General features: G+C 52.4%; 14 protein-coding genes and 1 pseudogene. 3 read left to right on the top strand and 12 right to left on the bottom strand.

Annotated elements, in window-relative coordinates:
- Positions 1 to 921 precede the first annotated feature (921 nt).
- Both BMZ66_RS22235 and BMZ66_RS26565 read right to left on the bottom strand, forming a co-directional pair.
- Positions 922 to 3,930 carry a glycosyltransferase family 117 protein gene (locus tag BMZ66_RS22235; RefSeq protein WP_092678573.1) on the bottom strand — a complete coding sequence of 1,003 codons (3,009 nt, stop codon included), beginning with the start codon at positions 3,928 to 3,930 and terminating at the stop codon, positions 922 to 924.
- Between the two features lie 174 nt (positions 3,931 to 4,104).
- Positions 4,105 to 4,485, bottom strand: a pseudogene (locus BMZ66_RS26565) (transposase); the annotation flags it as partial.
- Between the two features lie 1,137 nt (positions 4,486 to 5,622).
- Between BMZ66_RS26565 and BMZ66_RS22225 the strand changes: the two are divergent.
- From BMZ66_RS22225 to BMZ66_RS22215, 3 genes are all read left to right on the top strand, one after another.
- A complete protein-coding gene (locus tag BMZ66_RS22225; protein WP_092678571.1) occupies positions 5,623 to 6,837 on the top strand; it encodes a radical SAM protein in 1,215 nt (404 codons plus the stop codon).
- 52 nt (positions 6,838 to 6,889) lie between these two features.
- Positions 6,890 to 7,759 carry a hypothetical protein gene (locus tag BMZ66_RS22220; RefSeq protein ID WP_092678570.1) on the top strand — a complete coding sequence of 290 codons (870 nt, stop codon included), beginning with the start codon at positions 6,890 to 6,892 and terminating at the stop codon, positions 7,757 to 7,759.
- Positions 7,760 to 8,208: 449 nt separating this feature from the next.
- Complete coding sequence (locus tag BMZ66_RS22215; protein WP_092678569.1) at positions 8,209 to 8,451, top strand: hypothetical protein; 243 nt, start codon at positions 8,209 to 8,211, stop codon at positions 8,449 to 8,451.
- A 107-nt stretch (positions 8,452 to 8,558) separates the two neighbouring features.
- On the opposite strand, the gene BMZ66_RS25295 is transcribed toward BMZ66_RS22215, so the two are convergent.
- The 10 genes from BMZ66_RS25295 to BMZ66_RS26485 all read right to left on the bottom strand — a co-directional run bounded on the left by BMZ66_RS25295 (position 8,559) and on the right by BMZ66_RS26485 (position 24,183).
- Positions 8,559 to 8,759 (bottom strand): Tn3 family transposase, encoded by a 201-nt coding sequence (locus BMZ66_RS25295; protein WP_143080362.1) that lies wholly within the window; start codon positions 8,757 to 8,759, stop codon positions 8,559 to 8,561.
- A 27-nt stretch (positions 8,760 to 8,786) separates the two neighbouring features.
- Positions 8,787 to 9,767 carry a tyrosine-type recombinase/integrase gene (locus BMZ66_RS22205; RefSeq protein ID WP_234795206.1) on the bottom strand — a complete coding sequence of 327 codons (981 nt, stop codon included), beginning with the start codon at positions 9,765 to 9,767 and terminating at the stop codon, positions 8,787 to 8,789.
- A 778-nt stretch (positions 9,768 to 10,545) separates the two neighbouring features.
- Positions 10,546 to 11,244 carry a DUF2290 domain-containing protein gene (locus tag BMZ66_RS22200; RefSeq protein WP_092678567.1) on the bottom strand — a complete coding sequence of 233 codons (699 nt, stop codon included), beginning with the start codon at positions 11,242 to 11,244 and terminating at the stop codon, positions 10,546 to 10,548.
- 6 nt (positions 11,245 to 11,250) lie between these two features.
- Entirely contained in the window at positions 11,251 to 13,371 is a 2,121-nt protein-coding gene (locus BMZ66_RS22195) for a DEAD/DEAH box helicase (protein ID WP_092678565.1), read from the bottom strand.
- Between the two features lie 197 nt (positions 13,372 to 13,568).
- Positions 13,569 to 16,352 carry an RNaseH domain-containing protein gene (locus BMZ66_RS22190; RefSeq protein WP_092678563.1) on the bottom strand — a complete coding sequence of 928 codons (2,784 nt, stop codon included), beginning with the start codon at positions 16,350 to 16,352 and terminating at the stop codon, positions 13,569 to 13,571.
- Between the two features lie 12 nt (positions 16,353 to 16,364).
- On the bottom strand, positions 16,365 to 19,688 hold the full coding sequence (locus BMZ66_RS22185) for a pPIWI_RE_Z domain-containing protein (RefSeq protein WP_092678561.1): 3,324 nt from the start codon (positions 19,686 to 19,688) through the stop codon (positions 16,365 to 16,367).
- A complete protein-coding gene (locus tag BMZ66_RS22180; protein WP_143080361.1) occupies positions 19,681 to 20,784 on the bottom strand; it encodes a restriction endonuclease-related protein in 1,104 nt (367 codons plus the stop codon). The genes BMZ66_RS22185 and BMZ66_RS22180 overlap by 8 nt, the downstream gene beginning before the upstream one ends.
- An 890-nt stretch (positions 20,785 to 21,674) precedes the next feature.
- A complete protein-coding gene (locus BMZ66_RS25290; protein WP_143080360.1) occupies positions 21,675 to 21,950 on the bottom strand; it encodes a hypothetical protein in 276 nt (91 codons plus the stop codon).
- Positions 21,951 to 22,467: 517 nt separating this feature from the next.
- Positions 22,468 to 22,824 carry a hypothetical protein gene (locus BMZ66_RS25880; protein ID WP_214607052.1) on the bottom strand — a complete coding sequence of 119 codons (357 nt, stop codon included), beginning with the start codon at positions 22,822 to 22,824 and terminating at the stop codon, positions 22,468 to 22,470.
- 12 nt (positions 22,825 to 22,836) lie between these two features.
- On the bottom strand, positions 22,837 to 24,183 hold the full coding sequence (locus tag BMZ66_RS26485; RefSeq protein WP_369407613.1) for an AAA family ATPase: 1,347 nt from the start codon (positions 24,181 to 24,183) through the stop codon (positions 22,837 to 22,839).
- Positions 24,184 to 24,351: the final 168 nt, after the last annotated feature.

Below are 24,351 nucleotides of genomic sequence, written 5' to 3'. Positions count from 1 at the left end.
AACAGAGATCGCGCAGCAAGACTACCCCCGTTCAGCCCCTAGCTCGGGGAAGGTCCAAAATCATTTAAAACCATAAAGCAAGGGTACCAGTGTCGGTTTAAAATGTAAGTTAGCGAGCCGCTCCATCTGCCCTAGCCGTGCGCACAAGGGCCCCTCGGGGCACCACGACGGCGCGCCTTTGTGCTGAAGCACTGCCTTTCATCGATTTGATCTCAAGGTTTCGGCCTTAATTCCCAATGACCATAACGCCATCCTTTGAAGAACTGACGGCACGAGCTTCAGTGCAGCCGCTAGGGCCGTGCTTAGGGAAGATGCCTCTTCCTTCAGTAGGTTTTTGATTCTTGTGCAGCAAAGGCAGTATACCATAAAGGTTTAAAGTGTTAGGGTTCTGTTTTAACCGGTGATACGCAGACTTGGTAGTCTCGGCAGAGGCCCCATGGTGAGCTTTACTCGCAGTTATCCATCGAGTTATAATGGTCAAGTTGACGTCGCACACACCAGTGTCATGGCTGAAAAATTGTGCTCCGTTGCCCACATAGGGTACCATTCAAGAAAGAGTTAAGGAACTCTGCGGATTTAGTAGGTTAAGAGCATCGACGACTCAAGCACGCACCAACCACCAAGCGATGTGTTCCTACGCCTATTTTGGGTTCCGCACAACATGCTTGATATCCCAGAATAATGTTGCTTATGAAGGGTGGTTGGCCTACTATATGGTTGCGTCCAGGTAGGAACGCTCGATTATTGATCTTAGCTATGCTCCTCGCTGGTTTAGGTTGTGCAGCAGTTGAATCTGACAACTTACGTTGCATTCTATAACCGGGAGACGTGCTCCTTAAGATGCTACGCCTCCCGGTATTAAGTCTAATCAGAGCGCTTACAAAGAAACTAGATTTAACGACCCAAGTCAGTCAGTTTACACTACCGCGGGTAGTAATGGTTCAGCAGTCCAATGGCCTTCTCGCTGCGGGCCTTATCGCCGCTGAGCTCGGCGGCGCGGTATACACTCTGTAGGCTAAGCAGGTAGCCGCGCTGGTCGTCCTCGAAGAGGCTGGCGTCAGGCCGGGTGGCGTAGTAGGCCAGCATTTGCTCTGAGCGACGGGTCATGGTGTCCATGAGCTCGTCAGCTTTTTGCTTTTCGCCGCCAGCCACCAACGCCGGCACCAGCTGAGGCGAATAGTAATCGTAAGGAATGGCTTGATTCGGCATCAGTTCGAGGCACTTAATGGCCAATTCTTTAGCTTTGGCCACGTTGCCTTCAGCCAAGTAGGCATTGGCTAGGCGGGCGAACTTTTCGCGGTAGTTGGCCGGGAATCGCAGGTTGTTCTCGTCGTAGAAAATGTTCGGGTTATTCAGGCCGCGGTACTTAAACGTGTTAACGAGAACGTTATAATTAAGCTCTTTTTCCACGTAGCCTTCGTCGCCGCGGGGGTCGTAGTTCGGGTCCTTCAGCGGGAGCAGGCGGTACGCCATGCCTTCGAGCTGGAAGTAGGGCTGCAGGTTCATGTAGTCGCTTTGCGCCACGGTGCTGCTGAAGTAGATGGGCCGCTCCCAGTTGTTGGTCGCAATCATGTCCAGTATCACCAGGTTTTTCTTCTCAATGGCACGCTTGCCCATGCTCCATTCCATGCGCGGTACCAGCTGCTTTTCGCGCTCTTTGGGGATGATGCCGAGCTTTTTCACCGCAGCCGTATCAATGGGCAGATAGAAGTTCGGGGTGGGGAACGACATCATGCCCGGGCCACCTTCCTGGTACTGCACCTGCAGCAGCGGGTTGTTGTCCTGCACCAGCTGAATAAACTCCTTCAGGTTCACGCTTTGCACCGAGGGGTTGGCCGCGAAAGGCAGCATGTCGTTGGTGCCCTGGGCGTACCGGTCGTCGCCCATGCTGATGGGGAACGGGGCCGACTTGTAGGAGCGGCGCTTCATCTGAGCAATGTACCAGTCGGTGTTCAGGTAGCTGAGCACGGCCACGCGCACGTCGGTGCGGATGCCCTCCACCTCCTGGGCATACCAGAGCGGGAAGGTGTCGTTGTCGCCGTTGGTGAACAAAATGGCGTTCTGGGCGCAGCTGTTGAGCAGGTTCTTGGCCGAATCCACAGAGTTGTAGCGGTCAGAACGGTCGTGGTCATCCCAGCCCTGGGCCACCATGATGCCGGGGATGAGCAGGCCCGCTGCCAGGGCCAGGCCGGCGCGCAGGCCGTCGGCTTTTACCACTTTGCCCAATAGCTCGGCTATGCCCAGCACGCCCAGGCCTATCCAGATGGCAAAGGCAAACGTGGCGCCGGTGAAAGTATAGTCACGCTCGCGGGGCTCGCGCGGCGGCTGGTTGAGGTAGAACACAATGGCCAGGCCGGTCATCAGGAACAGCAAGCCCGTTACCCAAGCGTCTTTGCCGTTGCGGCGGCTCTGGAAAAATAGGCCCACCAGGCCCAGAATGAGAGGCAGCGCCAGGAAGTTATTGTGCGCCGGGCTCTCGCCAATGCGAGCGGGTAGGGAAGAAGCATTGGGGCTAAATGGCCCCGCAACGCCCGCCTGCTGAATGTCGGACTCGCGCCCCACGTAGTTCCACATGAAGTAGCGCCAGAACATGTGCCCCATCTGGTAGCGGAACATGAAGCCCAGGTTTTGGCCCATGCTGGGCTTTGCGCCGTCCTGAATGTCAACCCACTTCTTGTAGTGAGCAACCTGGTCGGGCTCGTAGTTGTAGATGCGCGGCAGCAGCATCTTGTCGCTTTCGGGGTAGCCGGCCTGCTGCTGGCGGGGCAGAATTTCCTTGTAAGTGCCGGTTTTCTGGTCGCGGGCGTAGCGGGGGGCGCCTTCCTCGTAGTGGTCGGGCTGCGAGAACAGGTGTGGGCCGTAGAGCAGGGGCCGCGAGCCGTACTGCTCGCGCTTGAGGTAGCTCACAAACGAGAGTACATCCTCGGGAGCATTCTCGTTGATGGTAGGTCTAAACGAGCTGCGAATGGGAACAATGAGGTAGCTCGAATAGCCAATCATGATGAACACGAAGCACAGCATGGCCGTGTTCAGCAGCTGGCTGCGGTTCTTGTACGAAAGCCGGAACCCGAAGTAAATCAGGCCCGCGAAGAGCAGCAGGAAGATAATCAGACCCGAGTTGAACGGCAGGCCTATGGCATTCACAAAGAATACCTCGAAGCTGCCCGCCAGCGTGGGCAGGCCGGGAATGATGCCCACCATGATGGAGCCCACAATGAGCATGCTCACCGCCATCACAACGATGGCACCTTTGGTGGTGGGGTTGGCGGTGCGTCGGTAATAGTAGATAAAGCCCAGCGCGGGCAGTGTGAGCAGGTTGAGCAAGTGAACACCGATGCTCAGGCCAATAACGTAGGCAATGAGGATGAGCCACTTGTCGGAGTCGGGCTCGTGGGCCCGGGCTTCCCATTTCAGCATAATCCATACCACGGCGGCCGTGCACAGGGCCGACATGGCGTATACCTCGCCCTCTACGGCGTTGAACCAGAACGAATCGGAGAACGCAAAGGCCAGCGCGCCCACGGCACCGGCGCTCAGAATAAGCAGCGTTTGGGGGCTAGTGGGCTCGATGTATTCGGCCGACACGGCGCTGGCGGCTGCGTCGTAGCGCAATACCAGCTTGCGGGCCATGCGGGTGATAATCCAGAACAGAAACAGGACCGTGAAGGAACTGCTCAGGGCCGACAGCGCATTGATGAGCACGGCCACCTTGGTGACGTCGCCAAACGAGAACAGCGACATCAGGCGGCCCAGCAGCAGGAAAGTAGGCGCCCCGGGAGGGTGGGGCACCTGTAATTTAAAGGAGCAGGCTATGAACTCGCCGCAGTCCCAAAACGAAGCGGTGGGCTCCAGGGTGAGCAGATACGTGACGGTGGCAATCGCGAAAACGAGCCAGCCAACGAGGTTATTTAGACTTTTGAAGGAACGCATTGAAATTCTATATGATGCCGAGTTCAAGACCCGACGCAGCGAGCAGGAGGTTTGTGAACAAAAGTTGATGAGGCAGTCAAAGGTCAAAAGTAGGCATTTAAGGTTGCAGTGTACTGTCAGTTTAAATGATTTGAACCTTTTTAAGTAAGCGAACTGATCTGAAATCTACCACTGCCGCTTGGCCCCGTGATAGCCCGCCCGGTGCCCGCTTTCGGGCGTGCTCTGCAGCGTGCGCGAATCGAAAATCACGGCGCTCGGGTCGGTGGGCCGTGCCTCGTTCAAGCGCAGCACTTGGCGTAGGTCGTCGGTCAGAGCCTCAAACACGCGGGCATCGCGCCAGCGGGCTCACTGCTGGTAGCACGTAGCCCAGGGCTGCAAATCATGGGGCAAGTAGCGCCAGGTGCAGCCCGTGCGCACCACGTAGCGCAAGGCGTTGAATAACTCACGCAATCGGTACTGGCGCTCGCCCGCATATTCGCGTAGTAGCATCAAATACGGCAAGAGAAAGGCCCATTCGTCGTCGGTGACGTCGCTGGGATAGGCGCGGCGGGTAATTTACACACCCGCTAATTTCGCTCATAGGTGCATAACACCTTCTAGCTGTCAGAAAGCAATGTGGCATTTGCAAGAGGCTAATGCCTAAAGCTCACAACAGCTCTCGATCCGAACGGCGAGCTAACTAAGCGGCATGCTTGCCGGCAAACCCTTCCAGCGTCTCAGTTGATACATAATTAATTGTAGTGTCGGATGTTTCTTTTAGCTTGGTGCTTTGCTACACATGCCTTGTTGGTCTTAGATCATGTAAGTTTTGTTGACAAGGCTAGTTTATCCATTTTACTATTTTAACCCGCTCTGGCCCAGATAGCGCCAAGTATCCAGGCCTTTTTAGCATTCGCTTTATTATTTATTATAGGTGGTTCCACAATAAAGGATATTGATCAGGCCTTTCAACTCATGCCTGCAGTGCTTGTGCTGCCGGAACTCACGTCCAGTCTTGGCGCGTGTTAAGAGCAACGAATGGTAGCCGGTCAAAAAGCAACCTGAAGCAAACTACCGCTCTCGGTGGCCAGCTGAGCAGGATCCGCCCCCGCTTGGCAAGCCCAGCTTTAAGTACCAACACAGTTTTTTCAAATAATAGTACTTTTTCGCCGCAGCTCAACCTTGAATAATTAACTGAAGTTACATGATACGTTGGTGTCTAACTTGATTTGGCATGTACTTACTTCTTGCTACAAGTTCTTATAAAACAGAGTAATTGCAATAGAAAAGGCTCAGTTTAATTAAAAAAATTTATAACTTAACAGGTGTATATGTTGGGATAGGAAGTAATATTCATTATGTTTGTACAACCCTCAATAATGAGGACTTTCTAACCCACACACTACCATGCATACTAAAGCGAAAGAACAAGTACAAGTCGAAAACTCTTTGACTAGTAATGAAAAATTCAGCATTCTCTCCAAATTGCTGAACTCTGGCGAGGATTGCTACGGCATCTATCCTTATTCGCAAAGCACGTACGTACGTGGCCCTATTCGCACAGAGACTCGTACCCAGCGCTAAGCTGACGTAACAATAGCAAAAAATAAAGGGACATAAAATTTATGTCCCTTTATTTTTTGCTATTGTTACGTCAGCTTACCTTTTGTTTTGATTGATTGTTATCCACTCTTCCTTAAATCTACCTACTTTATGGAGCTCTCAGGCATTGTTTTAAAGATAGCCAGCCGTTGTAATCTGAATTGCTCGTATTGCTACATGTATAACAAAGGCGACCAGTCTTATAAGGCTCAACCAAAAGTGATGTCTAAGGAGACAATGGTTAAAGTCGTTGATAGAATAGAAGAGTATTGCCTAGCGAACAACAAGAGCGACTTTTTAATCATATTCCATGGGGGTGAGCCGCTGTTAGCGGACAAAGCCCTATTCAGGTACTTTGTTAATGAATGTCACAAGCGCACTTCCGTGGCCTTTGATTTCATACTTCAAACCAATGGAGTTTTAGTTGACGAGGAGTGGTGTTCCCTATTCAAAGAACTAAACATTGACGCCGGCTTCAGTTTGGATGGAACCCGGGCACTACACGATGTCTATCGCCTCTACCATTCCGGAAAAGGTTCCTACGATGATGTTATTCAGGGGTTGCAAACTTACAAGCGTCATTTCCCTGCCAATCTGACGGTTATAACCGTCATGAATGTTGACAATAATCCCATTGAGATATATGAGAGCTATAAATCATTGGGTATAAATAAGTGGAACATACTGCCACCTGACTTCACACACGATACCAAACCGGCTTGGTTAAAGAATCCTTACGAAACGCCATGGGCCGATAAAATCATCACCCTGTTTGAGCACTGGCTGGCGGACCAGAGCGACTCAAAGGTTCGAATTGACATTTTTGAGATTATGATCGCTTTGATCATTGGAATTGAGGAAGCGGGGAACGATCACTTCGGCATGCGAGAGAACGGAGTGCTAGTGATTGAAACCAATGGTGGTATCGAGGCAACCGATCCCATGAAAGCATGTGGTCATAATTTTACAAAGGAGGGCATGAGCGTGTACACTAACACGCTAGCTCAAGCTATGAAAACTCCTTTGGCGATAATGTACAGCGAAGGACACCAGCGCTTGTGCCAAGAATGCCAAGTATGTCCGGTCAAACAGGTTTGCGGAGGCGGCTATGTTGTGCACCGGTTCCGCCAGGAGAATTTATTCGATAACAGATCAGTCTATTGCTCGGATTTGCTGAAAATGATAACTTACATTCAAAATAGAATTCGGATCCTTGACCCATCACTAAGCGAACATTTGCCCGCGTTGGACTTTGAAGAGATTTTGGCCCGCATAAATAAAGATATGGTCCCGAACAACGATTCTTTCATATCCATTTTGAATTGACTCAGCAGGCAGCTGGATTTCTCAATCTATAACTTTCCCCAACTACTATCAAATGGCCTTGTTAGAAAGTGTAAAGCTTTACGCTCACGATAATGATTTTCTGGGAAGACTTGAGCTGAGTGTGGGCTCAGAGTTAATGCAGCACGTTGAATACCACAAAAATAGCTACGGCCCTATTAACAGCTGGGTCAAACCAAGTCCAGAAGACATTGCTATTTTGGCTGCCCCGGAAGATCATTTAAGCGATCAACTATACAACAAGACAATAGGAATATTTAAACTTCCTGATGAGATAATTGCTGTTTGTAAAAACATCGATTTTGACAGTGTGCTGTTTCGCAAAGACTTGCAGGAGAGATTCAGTAAAGAACCGACCGTTTTTCAAGCGTTTGAAAAGCAAATTGGAGAATACATTGAGCAGCTAAAAATAGAACAAGATTCGGATCACATTATTCATGCAATGCCGATCCTCGCGAATCCTCATATAACCATGACCAGGAAGTTTATCAGTGGTGTGGAGGATTACTTGTTTTGTGGTTTACACGTGGATGGTGATTCTGGCGATTCACTTGAGGAGTGTGCCAGCGCTGACAACCGGATATCAATTAATTTGACTAGTGAGCCCCGCGTCTTATTATTTATTAACATCAGCGTTGATGATATCCTCAATAAATATGCTCATACACTTCATTTGGATACCCTTCTGGCGGGCAATCGGGATGCATTGGTGCGCGCTTTTTTTGAGGCTAATCCCCATTACCCCGTGGTTAAGATTATTATCAAGCCTTACGAATTGTACGTGGCGCCAACGGATAACTTGATTCATGACGGCAGCATCGGGGGGCGCAAGCAGAAAGACGTAACGCTAGTGGCTTTAGGCCGATTCTCTCCCATATCTCCTGCATGGGCCAAAGCTAATTAGCCAAACTGGCTGGCCCGGTCACTGGGGATAGCGAGCACCTATAAACCACGTCGGCGGACACCCTTGCAGGAGGGCTTGGCTACATAGTTTAGGGCGAGGTTGATTAGCAGATCAAATGTGCCTTAAGCTCACTAAGATCAAGTTCTTAGGTGTAATCCTCCGCTAGACAGCGAACTGGGTAAAAAATACTGAGCCACTACGGTAATAAGCCTAACGGGCGGCAGTAACTCCTGCCGCCTGCTGACAATTCGCTTACCTTGGGCTAATGAGCCAGGTAAAGCCTGAACAAGCGAAATCACACGTTATCTGTGATCCAGATGTTCTAGTTTAGGCGGACAGAAGAAGGATCATCTCACTTCTGTTATGACAGCCAAAAAGTGCGGGGGATGCGCTGATATAGCGACCGGCCAAACCACCGCGGCAGTTGCAGAACTCAGGTTCGTAGAGGGATGATGCAAGGCAAGAAGCAATTTCTCGATGGCCAGTACAAAGCCGAAATTGCTGGCTTTACCTACGACGCTCCCACGGATGCCTACGTCTGCGCAGTAGGCAAGGTCCTGCCGTTTGGCAAATACGATACCACGCCCGACGGTAACTGGGGTTGCGTTAGTAACTGGACAAAGAATTACGGTAAGGGCCTCAATGTTCGCAGGCCATTGACCAGCACATCGGCTGGTAACTGGGAGGAATAGGGATCCAGGCGGTTTAAATGGGCAAAACTAGCGGGGGAGAGTTGGGCCAGGTGCTCGGGCAGCGCCGGCGCCCCCGCCGCCTGCTGGCGTTGCAAAGCCAACTGGGCTTAAACAGTGTTCCAGACGACGACGTTGGTCACCTCGTTGAGGCAGCGCATGACTTCCTGCTGGGGCTCTCCTTGCTTTCGGCGCAGCACGCCGTCGCCCCTAAACCAGAGCCAGTTGCGCAGCGCGTGCAACTGCTCGCCTTTATTGAGACGGCTTGCTGTAAAAAATTTATGACCACTGTAGGATACACGATTGGTCATCAGCGACTGCTTAAATTATGAGACCCCTCATAAACCCAGGTGCTGGGCGGCGTTGAACCGCTTCACGTCGTCGAGGCGGGCGTAGCGCTCGATCATGGCGTCGGTTTTCTGCTTGGTCTGGTTCTTAATCGCCTTGTTGGACTGCCCGGCCTCCACGGCCACCGTCACGAAGGCCGCCCGCAGGGAGTGGGCCGAGTAGGCCGGCCCGAGGTGGCGCTGCACCACGTCGTTGACGCTCTGGTCGGAGAGCCGCGCCTGCCCCGGGCGGCCGGTTTCGCCGGCCCGGCCGCGGTTCATGCGCGTGAACAGGGGCCCGCTGGGGCGGCCCAGCACCGCCAGCCAGTCCTGCACGGCCCGTACCGGGCAGTAGTCGGCCGTGGGCGAATAGAACACGGCCTTGTCCTCGGCCTCCCCGTACTGGTTGGTTTTGCTGCGCTGCAGGTGAATGACCAGGGCCTGCCGGGTCAGTTCCACGTCCTCCACGTTCAGGGCGACGAGCTCCGAGCGGCGGAAGGCCCCGGCGAACCCCAGCAGCAGCAACGCCCGGTCGCGCAGCCCAGTGGGGGTAGCCAAGTCCATCGCCCGCACGGCCTGCTTGAGCTCGGCGACGGAAAAGGCCGGGGCCTGGCGCTGGCGCTTGCCCAGCAGCCGGCCGATGCCGTCGAGCACGACGCCCAAGGCTTCGTGGGCCGTGGGCGACGGGTGGCCGCCGAGTTGGTGGAGCTTGGCGATGGCGGCCACGTGCCGGCGGATGGTGGCGAACTTCTTGCCCCGGTCGGCCAGCTGCGAGGCGTACCCGGCGACGGTGCTCACGTCGGCCGGCAGGTAACTCAATTGGTGGTGCTGGCAGTAATCTTCGAAGCTGCGCAAATCGGCGGCGTACCCGCGCTGGGTGTTGGCCGCGCCCTGCAACCCGGCTTCGGCGTAGCGCCCGACCGAAGCGGGCATCTCCACCAGCGAGTGGCTCCGGGTGGGGATAATCACCGGGAGTTGGGACGGGGTTTCCATGCAACGTATATATAAGGAGTAGACCGCCGAGTTTGGCGGGCGCCCAAAACTACAAACTCAGTACCGATAAATGTTAATTATCGGTAGTGAGTTATTTCAGCATCAACGGCAGCGGTTTTGAAGGAATTCCGGCAAGCCTGAGCTGATAGCCTACCCACCCGAGGACGTAGCCACGTTCACCGGCTTTCTTGAATCCAAGTAATGGAATGCCTGAGTGAGCACTAAGGGAAAAGAACGCTGTGCTGAACCTTGAATAGCAGATCACGCACCTCCAACGTCAAGGTCATGCATACCGACGCGGTATGCCAGTTCAATTACCGGGCCTTGTTAAGTGACTGGCAGAATAGGCGCGACATGCAGAATACCTTGAATGTTTAGCTAGCTCGCTCGGCTGCAGCATGTAGTGGAAGTTAGGCCTAGCAACAGAACGTCAAGCCCTGTCATGGGTTGGCAAAGTGTCATAACCCCCATCTGCAGCAGGAAGCCCAATGCCAAGTCGCAAAGCCGCAGCGGTGTTGCCTTTTTGCCGCAACCTGAGGGCAAGGCATCTTTAGAAAGAAAGATAATTTAATATTTATATAGTAACTGTACTTTAATAAAAGTAATTAAGTGGTTGATATTTGGAAGTATGAGCTTGGGCGAATTTAACGTTTATTAGATGAACGTAAAGTGATTAAGTTAATTCCACTTGTCACAAGAAACCACTGATAATCAGTAAATAACTAAAATAACACCTGGTATTAATGTATGTTGTAGACTTGCAGAATTTAGGCTGTTTTCATTTGCTATTTCGCCTATCTTTCCCTTGTTTTCTCTCATGAATTGCTTTTTCTACGAGAGCAGGAGATGAGGAATTGTTTTCGAAATTCAAATGCAAAACATTAAGCTCAGGCATTTGGATGGACTTTCTCATTTGCAAAGGGCAGACAATTGCCATATTAAAGCCTGTGGCTTCATAAAAGTCCATATAAAATGATCTTACAACAAAATCCACAAATCTATAGGGGCTTACGGGAGCACTGACAGGTATCCTGCACTTCTCATAATTCCCGAATGTTATGTGCGTATAAGGATGGCATATCTGCTTGTATTTCTTTGCGTCATAGTCGAAATCAAACCTTAAAGGAATAGTTAAATTGTTACTTTCGGAAACGCTTTCTTGGGCATGGCTCAAACTTGATATGCTAAAATGCGGGTAATAAGCTAGCCTATGACTGATCATTTCCTCTTTTTGAAAGGAATACATCATTTGCACAATACCACCGCCATTTAATATAAAATTGAAAGCCCCTCTCTCCAGCACCGTAGTGTAAATATCCTCGTAAGGTTGGTTCTTTAGAGCAAATGTTATATCCTGAAAACCCTCCCATGCAATCGAGCTGCCAACCAGAGTAGGATAATTAACTGAAGTAGCTAATCCGTTACTAATAAGATATCGTGTCACCTTTTTTATTTGCTCAAAAATTTCCTGTCGCATAACTTTTTAAACAAGATGTTTAAGGATTTCTTGTAATTCCAAAGGATAATCCTCGATGTGACTCTTTCCAATTTTGATTCGATTTATGATGTCTTTTATGTTGCTTAATGCATCCGAATCCTTCTTTATTATTTTCTGTTCATCAATTGACATGTCACGGTTGATAATATTCATTTTTTTGATAGCTTCTGCGGAAGGATATTCAAAATGAAGTTCAAATTTGTGCTCTTTAACTTTATTGTATTCATCAATTAACCCTGTCATGTTCGCACCTATACCGCATACTCGTACCCACGCTTTGCTGCGAGTTATTGCGGTAAATAATATATTGCGCTTTTTTATAAGCTCTTTGCCAGAAAAGCACTCATCAGCATTGATGATATATACCATAGGCACTTCGTTTCCTTTAGCCCTGTGAATACCTGTTAATGTGATTGAGTTGTATTCATAAAAAACATCTGCATTGCTTGCACCGGCGATATGAGAAGTTACCTGATTGTCGAAGAGCAAAGAGCGAATTATTGAAACATCTCTTTCTGTACTGAGAGTGCGGCAATTAATCACTACAATATCTTTGTGTAATAATTCATCTTCACTAATATTTTTCAAAATGTTGGCAGCGACCCACTCTGCCTGAGTGTTAGCGCTTGCAAATTTTTTGAAGATGAGCATGTCTTCAGAATCATTTCCAAGATAGCTTTCCAGGTAAGGAGGGCTTGAACGTTCTGTACGTCGAAGTTGCACATTTTCACCTGGACGCAATGCTCCAGCTTTAATTTCGTACCCTACGTCTTGCCACAGTTGAGGCTGGTCAAATAATTGAACGAGCTTATTAGGGTTTGGTATGTTTCGGTAGACACCAAACCCCAAAGCATGAGCAGTTACTAGAACTGGTTTGGAATTTCTGTAGCACTTATATAAAATAGTGTCGTGAAATTCACCTTCTTCAATTCCGAAGATTTTGGACGGGTTTCCTAATGAGCTGCTATCGTTGAGCCTTTGTAGTTCGTCGTATGCATATATTAGATTTTTAGGTGATTTAAGTATGGCATAACACATCCTCAAAAATGCTTCTGACAAATCTTGGGCTTCATCGATTAGGATAACATCGTATTTCTGTTTGATGGTGGCGGCGTCGGCTTCTTTTAAAGCTTTATCGCAAACAGCTTCAAATTCTGTCTTGTGCAGCATTTGTACAATATGGCTGCTCCGGTAATTCCTTGCAGCTGGGAAGTCATGATAGATTACGCCATTTTCCAAGCAGAAATCATAATAGATGCCTTCAGTTCTAGGACTACCCCAAGCATGGATAATATGAATGTTATCCCAGTCAGGCAAGCCACCTGTTTTTTCCGCGCAAAACCGCTCAATCAGTTCTTTAAATTGCTTTTTTAATGCTCTTGAATGGAAAGTGACAGCTATTTTTAAGTCAGGATTTTGTGCGTGTAGATATGCCGCTTTTAAAGCTATAACCACTGTTTTTCCTGATCCAGCCAGTCCTCTAATTCGTTGAACACCTTCGAAGTAATCTATTACGGCCTCTTCCTGAGTACTATCTAAATTTGCAATAGTATCTTCTAAACGCTTTAATTTTGAGCCTTTAGAATCGGCCTTAACAAGATTAACCCTTTTTACGCCTGAGCGAAGCTTGGTAATTGATTGAATTACTGAAACTACTTTGCTATAATGCGCAGAAGTGGACCAATCTTTTAGTTGCTGAATTAATAAAAGTAAATCGCTTTCATTTAGAGCATATTTAAATTCATTATCCTGTACTAAGAATTGGTTCCAAGCAGGAGCAAATGTGATGATTTCGATATCAACTGCTAAAGTTCTATTCTGCACTAACTCTTTATGGGGCATGAGCAACGCAGAGATCTTGCTAAACAAGTCATCTTGAATATCTTGCCTGTCGGAATAATCAGACTCTTCAATAACATCAAACACAATGACGCCATATTCTGGCGAAACCCATAGCGCATCTATAGTTGTGCTTTCACCGCCTGCATATATTATAGGATATCCGACATAGAATACCCCATTCAAAAAGTCGTTGCTTTCAAAGAAAGCTGTCAATTTCTGACTGGATGCATGCTTCCTAGAGATGCCTTTTCTAATTTGAACCATAATGCAGATTTAATAAAAAGTGTTTGCGGCGTAAAACTAGCTAAAATAAGGGGGCTTGCTTATTTACCCACGCTCCTTCCACACCTACCCTAACCCGCCGCTTAACTGCGATGGAATTGGTGCTGCTTCGGCTGATTCATGGCCAAGCTGTCCTCAGCGGCGTTACTGCTATTCACACCGCTAACTTGACGCAGAACTTAGCTTTCAACCGAATTACTGTTGTATTCATCAAGTTCGTAGTCAGGTACATACTCTTTCAGAAACGAAGCAAAATGTAGTGGTCCTGGCGCATTGGTCCAACTCCCATAATGCCCGTATTCGCTTCGTAGCGCTTCCACTAGGCGAGCCACATCGTCGGGATGGAAGCGTTGCCGCTGTGGATGCTGGGCCACCGTAATTTCGACTGCGTTAGGCGTGAGCCAGGTATCAGTCCAAGGGGCCTGCAACTTCTCCTCCCCCGTTTTCTCATTCACGTTGAGGATGGGCCGGTACACACTGGTGCCACCCACCGGCTTAAAAATGCGGCTGCCGAATGAGTAGTACGAAGGCAGTGCAGGACTGGTATTCGTGAGGCGAAACAAGTCGGCGTCACTGCGGCGCGCCGATGGCCGCACTTGACCCGCTATTTTTACCCGAGTCTGCGGGGTGTCCATGATTACCTTGGGCGCGTGGTCCTGCCGAATGCGGACAAAGGTGGCATTAGGAAAATCCTGCTCCGCATGATTTTCCTGGTTGAAGACAATGTTGCGCGGATCCAGGCGCTCATCCGCCAGCCAGGGCCAGACGCCTTTGAGCGTAACCGAATCCGCCAGCACCAGCACCTCGGGGTGCAGCTGGGTTCGCTCTACTAATGTTTCGTACAGGAACTGTTGCGTTCGGCGTTTGCGCTCTTCCCGAATACTGGTATCACTACCTTTATGAATTAAGTAACTGGGGCCGTTGATGGTGAGCAGTTGAATGGTCTGCGTCAGGTCCTGCATGGGAGTCGCCACCGGCGTGGCATTACCGGATTGCAGGAGCAGCGAGGCCTGGCACTTACCAGTTGTAGGATGCAGCTCGATGACGTAGGGAATAAAGCTGGCATCGTTCTGTAGCTGGCCGGTCCGGTTGGTACGGATGACGCCGAGTCCTAGGATGACGGGGACAGCGGCGCCAGCTGCCCGGTTTTGCAGGCTGCGCTCCAGCTTCTGGTCCAGGCTATGCATGGTGCCCAGGCTTTTCCACGCCATATCGCGCCACGCGTTCACAACGCGCATGCGAAAGCTTTCCTGCTGACGGGCATTGCTGATACCATCCAGCTTCTTTTCCATCGGCAGCAGGTACTGCACGACGACGCCCAACTCCCGGTTTAGGGTGATGCGGGCGGCTTGCTTATTCACGCTGTCGTCGGGGAATTTATCGTACCACTTATCCGCCAGCACCATTACCCCGCGCACCGGGTTCTGCTCGTGCTGCTGCGCGTGGGCGCGGATGGCGGCCAGGGCAGGTGCCCAGGCTTGTTCCCGTTGGGACGCCCGTTCCGGGGGCCGGGCGTCATTCGCCGGCAGCGTTCGCCGGGAACCGTGGACCCCCTCGGGCAGGGCCAGCAGGTGAATCACCAGCGATTCTTTCCCTAGCACATCCCAGAGAATGTCCCGGGCCCTGACGGCGTGTTGCTGTAACCCGTTGTAGTAGGCAATAACGAAATGATAGGCCCCGTTATAGTGCGCCTGCAGTCCGTCACGCGTTTTCTGCACCCAGGCCACGTAGCGCTCGTCCGGCTCCAGCAGTCCTTGCTCATCTTCCTCGGCGGGCGTATGGCGCCAGCCACTATCGGAATCCTGCTGCGCTTTATAGTGAGTAGGGATTTCCTCCAGAGTCTGCCAGGGAAAGAAGCCAACGGGAGCCAGCAAGTCGGTTAGCTGTTCGAAGGAAAGTTGCCGGTCCAAGTCGGTCACGCCTCGTCCCACCGTGTTCTTTTCCCCCTGCCCGTGGCGGTGCGTTATTACGACCGGGCACGCTTCAAAGGCCAATCCGGCGCTGCCATTTATTCCCAGATCGAGGGCCGTAATAGGTTCGCTGGTTTTAGGGTCGGCCAGTGGCAAGTCGTACTGCCGGGCAATGGCCTGGTACTGCACCGTCAGCAGCGCGTTGCGCTCTATTTCAAAGCGGAGGGCCCGGGCTTCCCCAGTCGGGAGCGCAAACCCGCTCAGCTTCTCGTATTTATTCGACGGTTCCCGTGCCCAGACGGACTTGCGGTGTTCAATGTGGACCACGGGGAGCGGCCGGCCAGGATAGGTTTCGACACTGACGGTCAGGCCCAGGCTGAACAGGGCGGTCTTGCCCGTGGGCAGCAGCACTTCGATGGGGTCGCTGAGCAGACGGGCTTCGTTTAATGTCATGTCGCTCGACACCTCCAACCGCATGGGGCCGGCCTCGGGGAAGACCTCCTGTCCCGCCAGCTTACTAGCAACGAAATCCGCTAAATCCGCGTACTGCGTACGAATGGTGTCGCTGGCTTTCACTGAATTGGTTTGCTGATTCTGCTCCCACTTGAAGACGGCCATAACCTGCTCTTTTGCTTCAACAGCCTCTCCGGCGAGCGCCAGTTCCCGCAGTCGCTGTCCCGCGGTCTGGTTAACAACGGCCAGCGTCAAGACCATCTCTTTCACCCACTCCGCCACCGCGGCATTAGCCGCCTGCGCCGCGACCGTTTCACTGCTGCTAGAAACCAGCAAGGTAGAGCCGCCCCACCGGCCCAGGTTCCTGTCGACCCGAATCACGCCTGCGTCGCGCACTTGTAGGCGCAGGCGCAAATCACGGACCGGTAGCTCCCGCTGGACCTTCAGGCTCTCATTCAGAACTCCTAGCAGCCCTTTGGCTTCGGACTTCCAGGCCACCCGGGTTACGGCGTATTGAGGATTTTCGAGGGCCTCGAAAGCAAAAGCCAGGGTTAGGGGATTGGAGCTGGCCGTGCGGGACTTGGGAATACGTTTCGTCATCGATTCAAGCGATTAGTCCAGGTCACCCGAATCATCGAGCGTACTGGAAGTGAAAAAATCAGGGTCTTCGTCATCCGGGAGGTCCGGCCCGTCCGTCTGCAGCGCGGCAATGTCCTCGAAAGCGCGCCCAAAAGGTCCGTAGAGCGCTTCCAGCACCGCCCGTCGGGCCGGGTCCGGGTCAGTCAGGTACTTGCGCAAGAGATTGCGCATGGTTACCAGCACGCTGGTTTTTTCATTGTCCGCCTCCCCCTGTGCGCTCTTAGGAGCCCAGGCCGCATCCACGAAGTAGACCTCGGCTGGCCGGCTTTTGCGGATTGCCCGGCCGATGGTTTGTAAAACCGGAATGAGTAGGTTGGCGCTGAAGGGCGCAAGAAAATCCGGGGGCAACAGGCTGGCGCTCTGGGGCCGCGTGAGCAGGCGCATCACGCGCGTGTGCAACGCGCGGCGGTCACGCAGGTACACGTCGTTGATTTCCCGCAGGCTGCTCGCGGGGTAAACCAGGCGGTCAAACGCCTCCGTCTCCTGAGCAATGCTTGACAACATCAGCTTCAAGTCACCGGCGACGGGGTGTGGACGGGTCAAGAAATAGACGCTGCCGATGGCGGCGGCCCCGTCGTCTTCGTCGTCGGTGCTGAAAACGATGTTGACACCCCGCCCCAGCGCCGTCATCGGGAACACGATAATCAACGCTTCGTCATCGTACCCTAACGTTTCTACCTGGCCGCGCAGCACGTAATGCTCCGCGGCCCCGGCCCCTTCGGGTGGTCGCTTGACTACGCCACGGGTCCGCGCCGCCAGGGCAGGGTTAGTCCGGACAATCTGGCGAACCACCAGTTGCACTTGGGCGTAGGAGTTGACGACTAGGGCGCACTTCCGGTCCCGGCCCGCTTCGGTGCGCAGTGCCCGGGCCGAGCGCTCCAGGGCCGAGTGGCCGGCGATTTTTTTAGTAGACAGCCATTCGGCCATCAGGCGTAGGTTTTCCAGTTGCAGCTTGCCGCCGCCACTGAACCGTAGGGCTTCGTCCCGCGTGGGCAGGCGGATAGGCGCGTAGGTGAGCTTAACATCAATGTCGGTTTGTGGGCGGGGGCTGAGCACGTACGTGGGGGTGACGTTGACGTGGTAAGCCGAGCTGTCCGGCATCCAGGAAGTCGCGCTGGCTAACAGAACGTTGGTGCCGAGTTCGTGCAGCCGGTGCAGCAGCAGCCGGGGCGTGCTGTCCAGCACCAGGTAGTCCATCACGATACCATCCCGGTCTTCGCGCTCCCGGTACCGCACGCTACTAAAAGTACCTAACAAACTGCGGGGCACCAGCCGCCGCAAGGCCTTACTGGCATCACTGCTAACGGCCGCATCGGGCAGAATCCCATAATGCGCCAGCGGACGGGTAATCCGCGCAAGTTTCTGGTAGGCAGCGACCGTAAAGCTCACCGCGACCAGTAGCCGCGCCCAAGGCGCTAACAGTTCGCGCTTGCCGGGAGCAATAAGGTGGGCAAAATGCGTGGTCAGCTCCTGCACGGCCCCCTCGACATCGTCCTCGTCGGCGAGGGCATGCAGGTAATTCCCGAACGCCTGTACCAACCGCTGCCACCGGTCCAGGGCCTCTGGCGCGCTTAATCCCAAGGGGGCCGCTAGTTCTTCTGCCTGCGCCCAAGGCTTTTTATCGCGAAAAAAAGCCGTGTAGAGGGCACTGTCCCAAAATGCGTAGAGGGCACTGCGGTACTCGCTTTTTAAGGTTGGCCTGGCTAGGAGCACCGCCTGCCGGATGAGGTAGTTGGTCGTCAGCAGACGGTTTTCCAGCTCCCGCCGCGTCTTGTCTTCCAGCGAATACACTTCCTCGTAGAAGCGAATCAGGTGGCGCTCGAAGGTATTGGCGGCGTAATTATGCGGATAGAGCAGCTGCTGGTCGCGGAAAGGCAGGGCCCCGGTGAGGGCTTGCCCCGTGACGCGCTGGGCCTGGATGTGAATACTTTCGGGGGTGCCGCCGAGTTCCAGCGTCAGCGCCCCGAGGTCGTCGAGCACCGCTTGGCTCTCGTCCACTTCGTCGACGATTACCAGGTCGAAAGTGGTGCCCAGCAATTCAAAATATTGCAGGCGCTCGGCGCTGGTGTGCGCGGGCACGGGCGTATCGGCGCTGCGCACGTGCCCCAGCCAGACATTGGCCGAAACCAGCGCGCGCTGGTTCTTGACCCGTCCGCACTGGCTCCACAAGGGACACAGACGGCGCGTTTTAGGCGAGTCTGACTCATAAAGGCTTTCGCAGGGCGCTTCCGTGGGCCGCCACTCGGCCCAGGCCGCCGCCTCATCGACGGCGAAAGCGGGCAACGGACACGTTTGGGCTAACAGGTCGGTGCCCGTACGAGTCTCACCAAGCCCGGCGTGGCCCTGCGTGGCAATCAGTTCCGCTAGCCCGTCGCTGTGCCGCCGGTGGGTTTCCGTGGAGCGGCCAACGAGCAGGGCCGTGCTGACGTGGTAGCGCGTGAGTTTCTCCAAGTATCCCCGGGCCGTTTCGATGCTGGTGAAGAAGACGGCAATCCGCTTATTCAAGCCAGCTAAATGGGCGCACACTAGCGAAATAAGCGTAGTCTTCCCGGCTCCGGGTAACCCGATTAGGTGCTTCAGGCCCGCTAAATCAAGTTGGGTCGAGTCGACCAGCCCCGTTGTCTGACTAAGCTGCAGGCGTATCTTATTCAAGCGAGAGACCCAGTTTTCGGCCTTCCAACGGCTGGTATTTTCCTGATCTAATTCGTCAAGCCGGGCTGCCGTCTGACGTAACTCTTCGAGGCTGACCGATAAGGCAGTATGGGGTTGACGTTGCAAGTCGTGCTGGCTCGGGGGCTCAACTGTGAAGCCGGTTAGGCGAAGCGACAGGTTGACTGGGTCCGTGTCTTCGTGCAGGCGCACGACCGCATCGCCCGGGACGGCCAGCCGCAAACCGTGCCGGGAACGAACGGAGGGAGCCCCCAGCCGGGTGTGGGCTTCAGCAATCCGAACATCCTGCCCCGGCGCGCGCTCGAAAGCCAAAGTCTGCGCATCGATGAGAAAACTCAGGTCGTAGCCTTGCTTGCTGGCTTGAGTCTGAAGGTCACGAACAGCTTTTTGCACGGCCCGCCGGGTGACCAGCGGTCCGACCAGCTGCCGGGCATTGTGGATTGCCCGCAGGTGTCCCGCCGTTTGATAACCCGTTTCGGGCGCGCGGGCGCCACTAAGCAGCAGGGTTAAAAATTCAAGGGTGGTTTCCCCCAGCATCTCCATGAGCACACAGCCCCACTGAATACTTTCCTGCCTACGCCAAACGGGGTAGCTGGTGGCGGTAATGGGCGCTTTTTTCTTACCCATGGCGTTGTTCCTCTTTTAGTATTTTCAACACTTGGTCCACGCTGAGTACTTGCAGGGTGCGGCGTAAGGGTGGTAAAAGCTGTTCCCGTAGCCGGTCCAGATACTGAGCTTGCCCCGCTCGACGGGTAGCCACGGCCAGAATTTTACGGGGATACAAGCGTAAGCCGCCGAGGCTATGGTTTAGCTTCCGGGCCAAACTCACCGGGTCCTGATAGTCCTTGACGTCGATACCGATGTCATCCCCAATGGCAACGTCACAGCGGTCTTGGTGGGGGTATAGCTGGACCGTATCGCCAAACAAGGTCCGGAGCCCGTTATAGAGCCGTAGCTCCTCTTGCGCGGGGTCACACCAGTATTTGCGGATTTCCGGGCGCGCCAGCAGGGCTTGCTTAGTGGGAACCGCTACTCCCTCCAAGGGATGCAGGTGGTGCATTTCGTGGCACGAAGCCAAGGTGCACGTGCCTTTGGCGGGCAGCAAGTTGCTATTGCAGTGGCCACAGCGTCGTACCCATTCGCCTTCCGCCTGGGCGGCGTGGGCGGGCTCGTACACCAAGTCAAAGAATTCTGCTACCTGCGCGGATAAGCGCGGACTATTACGCAATTCGCGGAGCTCCTCGCGGGTCACCAGGGGATGCTTGGCAATAAATTCCCGGACGAGTAAGTACGCAGCATCCCGTTCCGCTTCACCCAGCGACTCCAGTGCTTGCATCAACAGGCGGTAGAGTTGCTTCTCCACAACATCTTCCGCGTGGCTACCTAATTCCGCGATGGCCCCGCAGTCCTCGCTGGGCACCCGGTAAGCGGGGTCTAAGAGAACAGCGCTGGCAAACCGGTTGTCTTGCCGTACTACCGCAGGGGCCCATTCCGCCAGTGGCCGGGTACAACAAGCCAGTACCTCGTGGACACTGGCGAAGGTATCGGCTTGTCCTTGCTCGAAAGCAAAGCGGGCGAAATGCGCCTGGGCTTGTCGCAAGGGCAGGGGAATATCGGCGCTGATACCAACGGTTTTCCCCTCCCGAATTGCCTGGAACTGCCTCAGAACCCCGTGGGCCAATAGCACTACGGCTTTCTCCACCCGGATTGGGTCAACTTCCACTAGGGGAGCAGCCGGTGAAAGCAGCTGTTGGCAAAGATCGTTATCAGATAATCCACTCATCACCAAATTGATAGTACTTACACTCAGCTGAAGGGTGCGTTGATGAGCCACGTAGACTGCTTCTAAAATGTTGCGGCCGCTGAATTTATGACCGCTACGTGTGAGTAATCCCTCGCTACGCCAGTCGCGCATTACCCGTTCGGTGGGAGCAACTACGCTCGGGAACAGTTGATTCACTAGAATGGCTACTTCACGGCATGCCTCCTGAGGAGTGCCTTTCCAATGGCCGTATTCGGCGAGATTTATCAAAAATTCCATCTAAAGACAAATTTGCCATCTTGTTTTTTATAGTGGCAAACATAGACACTATTTTTAGTTTTCAACGCTTTGCTAATTGTAATTGCAAATTATACTTTCTAGCATCCTTTAAGCTGCTGATGACCGGCGCCGACGAGCTTCTTGCGGCATGGCCTTACAAAAAGGGCCCGACTATGCAGCCGGGCCCTTTTTGTAAGGCCATTATTAATCAGCCCTAACTGGTCAGTCATCCAGTCCTAGCACTTCTTCGGTAGGCACGTTAAGATGCTTATGGTTTTTCGTAGCTTGATGTCCCCATTGTTCCCTTCTCAATCTGCCATATTTAGCCTTTTCTTCGCCCTATGCCTAAAAGAACAGGTCTTTTCTAGTTGACGCAAATAGCGACTTCCGCTAGGGGAAACAGGCATACACTCCGCAACCCCTAACCACGGCATCGCTACCGGCGCGCAATGGGTATTTTCTTTGGGGCTTTCCAACAGTCAAAACACCTACCGTTTGAACTGCAGCACCTAGCAATAAAGGTTTATAGTATAATTACTTGACAGTTACTTGTGCTTTGGACTCCCGCTGCTCTACCAGCTTTCAGCACCTGGAACCAGTTGAAAAAGTGGGGTTGGTAGAGAGAGGCTAGTGGACTGGCGTTGCATTTCACGCCAGACAGTAATATGCTGTTTGCGAAGCAGTTCATCCCTCATTAGATGCAAATGCGGTAAGGAAACATTGTTTTGGCAAGCCAGATAATAGCTTTTCAAGCGGCCAGCAAAATCATGAAAAGCTCCTTTACGCGCTTTTAGTAAGGGGTCTTTATTTGTGTTTAGGACTTGAAGTGTGTAAAGAGCACGCGCCATTTCTTGAGGATTAAGGAATTGGCGCGGTTTGAACTCAAACGTGTTGGTTAGATCTAAAAAGAAAAAATTTAATGGCTCGTCGTGCCACGGATGCAGAAGCGCTTCTGGCCTGTTGGCGGAGGTACTGGCGGAGAGTTCCTTGCGCGATGTGCCAGTAGTAACTGTCCGAAGGAATTTACGGTAGCGTTGCTATTATTCTTAGGTCCATTGCAAGGCCCGCAAGCAAAGAGGTGGTTGGCCGCATCAAACGTTTGCTCAGGAAACCAACTTTTGGGTCGGATGTGTTCGATTTCATCCGCCATGGAGTCCTCGCAATAGCTACAACGTAAAGCTCCTAAACAAGTGCTTTCAAGTGCTTGCCTCACTCGTTGAAAGAGGGCGACCGGCTTGGTCTTCCATTTTTGAGCAGCTAGTTCAACTTGCGTAGCATAATCGGAGCCACTGTCAACTACCTGTTGAATGGTCTGAAGTGCTAGCTCGTCCGTGCTGTTTAAACCAAGGGGAGTTGTAAGCCGAATCATAAGTCACCTAAAAGCTTCTTAATGAATTCTTCGGAGTCACTTATTGGTAGCACTGCCCGCAATTCATCACGTGCTTGTTTTTCTTCGGCTGACAAGTGGTGATTCAACGCTTTTTCGTTCAACGCCGTTAATTGATGCGTTTTTTGTTGTCCCGATGCCGATTGGGTGGAAACGAGGCCAAAGACTTCGGTGCTATAGGCTTCTAATACATTTCCATAAATCAAGCGCTTCAATTCCGTACCCGATACCATGCCACCCTCGTCATCCGCTCCTGGGCGAGGCAACCGATAGACCGACCCGTATTCAGCAGCGTGGCAGACCAAGGGACTATGGGTGGTCACAAAGAACTGCATCAGCGGAAAGTGTTAGATTAGCCAGTAGCCCACTCGCTTTTGCCAGATGGGGTGCAAATGCGCATCAATTTCATCAATTAAGACAATTCCGGGTATTTGAACTCGAATTAAGTCCGGCTGTCCGGCCACGGGCACGGTTTCGAATACTTCCTCCTCGTATTGGCTCTCTAGCTGACGAAGCAACTCAAAGGCTAGGCTTAGGACCGACCGAAAGCCATCACTTAGCTCATCAAGACTAATTCGGGCATTATTAGCATCCTCGAAAAATACGCCTTTGGAGGAGACTTCAACCAGACGGGTACCATTTGGAAGAAAGTCAGGCTGGTTGATGAAAGCGATGAGCAGGTTAAGAAAAGTGGAACCGTGGGAATCCAAACTACTGAACTTGAGTTGCTTTAACCAGTTTAGCGCCTCGACCAAAGCAACATTTTCCCTAAAAAGCGATAAATGAGCAGCTAGCCGCTTGTGTTGCTCTCCATCGAATAGTTTGTGGTATTCTGCATCGCCATTAGTAAAGCGGCGAAAAGGTCCAAAGCCTGCAGAAAACCACCCTTTGTTGTTGGCCCAGGCAGTTTGGTACAATGTATCTTGTCCATCTTCCATGGGCAGTACTGAAAGGTCCTTTGCTTTACCGGTTGCCGCGGCAGAAAATACCAGTTGCAAATGATGTTTCTTATTGTCCTGCACATGAATAGGCGTAGCAGGCAGGTTGTCCATTAGCAACTGCGAGTTAGCATGGTCAACCTGTACGGATGCTGTAGAGGCGTCGAGAAACTCATCTTTTGCATTTGGAAAGCCTGATGCAATGATGGTCACTCGAATTGACGCGCCCAGCGTTTCATCAATACTGTGCCCGAAAATCGTTTCAGCGTCTTCCCCAGCTTTTTCTTGAATGAACTCCGTGATTTGCACCAACTCGTCCATGTCCAACTCAAGTTCGGGTCCTGACATGATGGAGAGTAAGATTCTTTGGGCTCCTTGAATATTGGTGTCATCCAGCAAGGGAGAATTGAGGGCTTCCTCAGCCGCACGTTGAGCACGGTTTTCGCCCGCAGTTACACTGCTGCCTATTACAGCGGCACCTCCTCCTTTCAAGACAAATTTCACATCTTCAAAGTCAACATGTACATCGCCTTTAGCCGCAATGATTCCGGTGATTGCCTGGGTCGCAATAGACATCACGGCATCGGCCTTGGCAAAGGCAGCACTCATCGTCAGGTTGCCATAAATTTCGGGCAGTCGGTCATTGAATATTACCAGAACTGTATCGCAATGCTTTTTTAACTCCTTGATGCCCTGCTCCGCTTGCAAACGCCTCTTTTTTCCTTCGAATAAGAACGGCATAGTCACAATGGCCATGGTCACGATGCCCCCAGGCGGTAGCGACGTAAAATTTGGATGGATTTGCTAAAGGGTAAATTAATCAGTAATACCATAGTGTACTTATTTGTGAAAAGCCGTCTGACAAGCCCTTTTTATAGTGGTGAGCATTTCACCAGCATTACTGAAATACCCGCTGGAAAGCTA

It is taken from the genome of Hymenobacter arizonensis (assembly GCF_900115775.1).
Classification (GTDB): Bacteria; Bacteroidota; Bacteroidia; order Cytophagales; family Hymenobacteraceae; genus Hymenobacter; species Hymenobacter arizonensis.
Note: the sequence above shows the minus strand (reverse complement) of the source record. Positions and strands in the feature narration are given on the sequence as shown.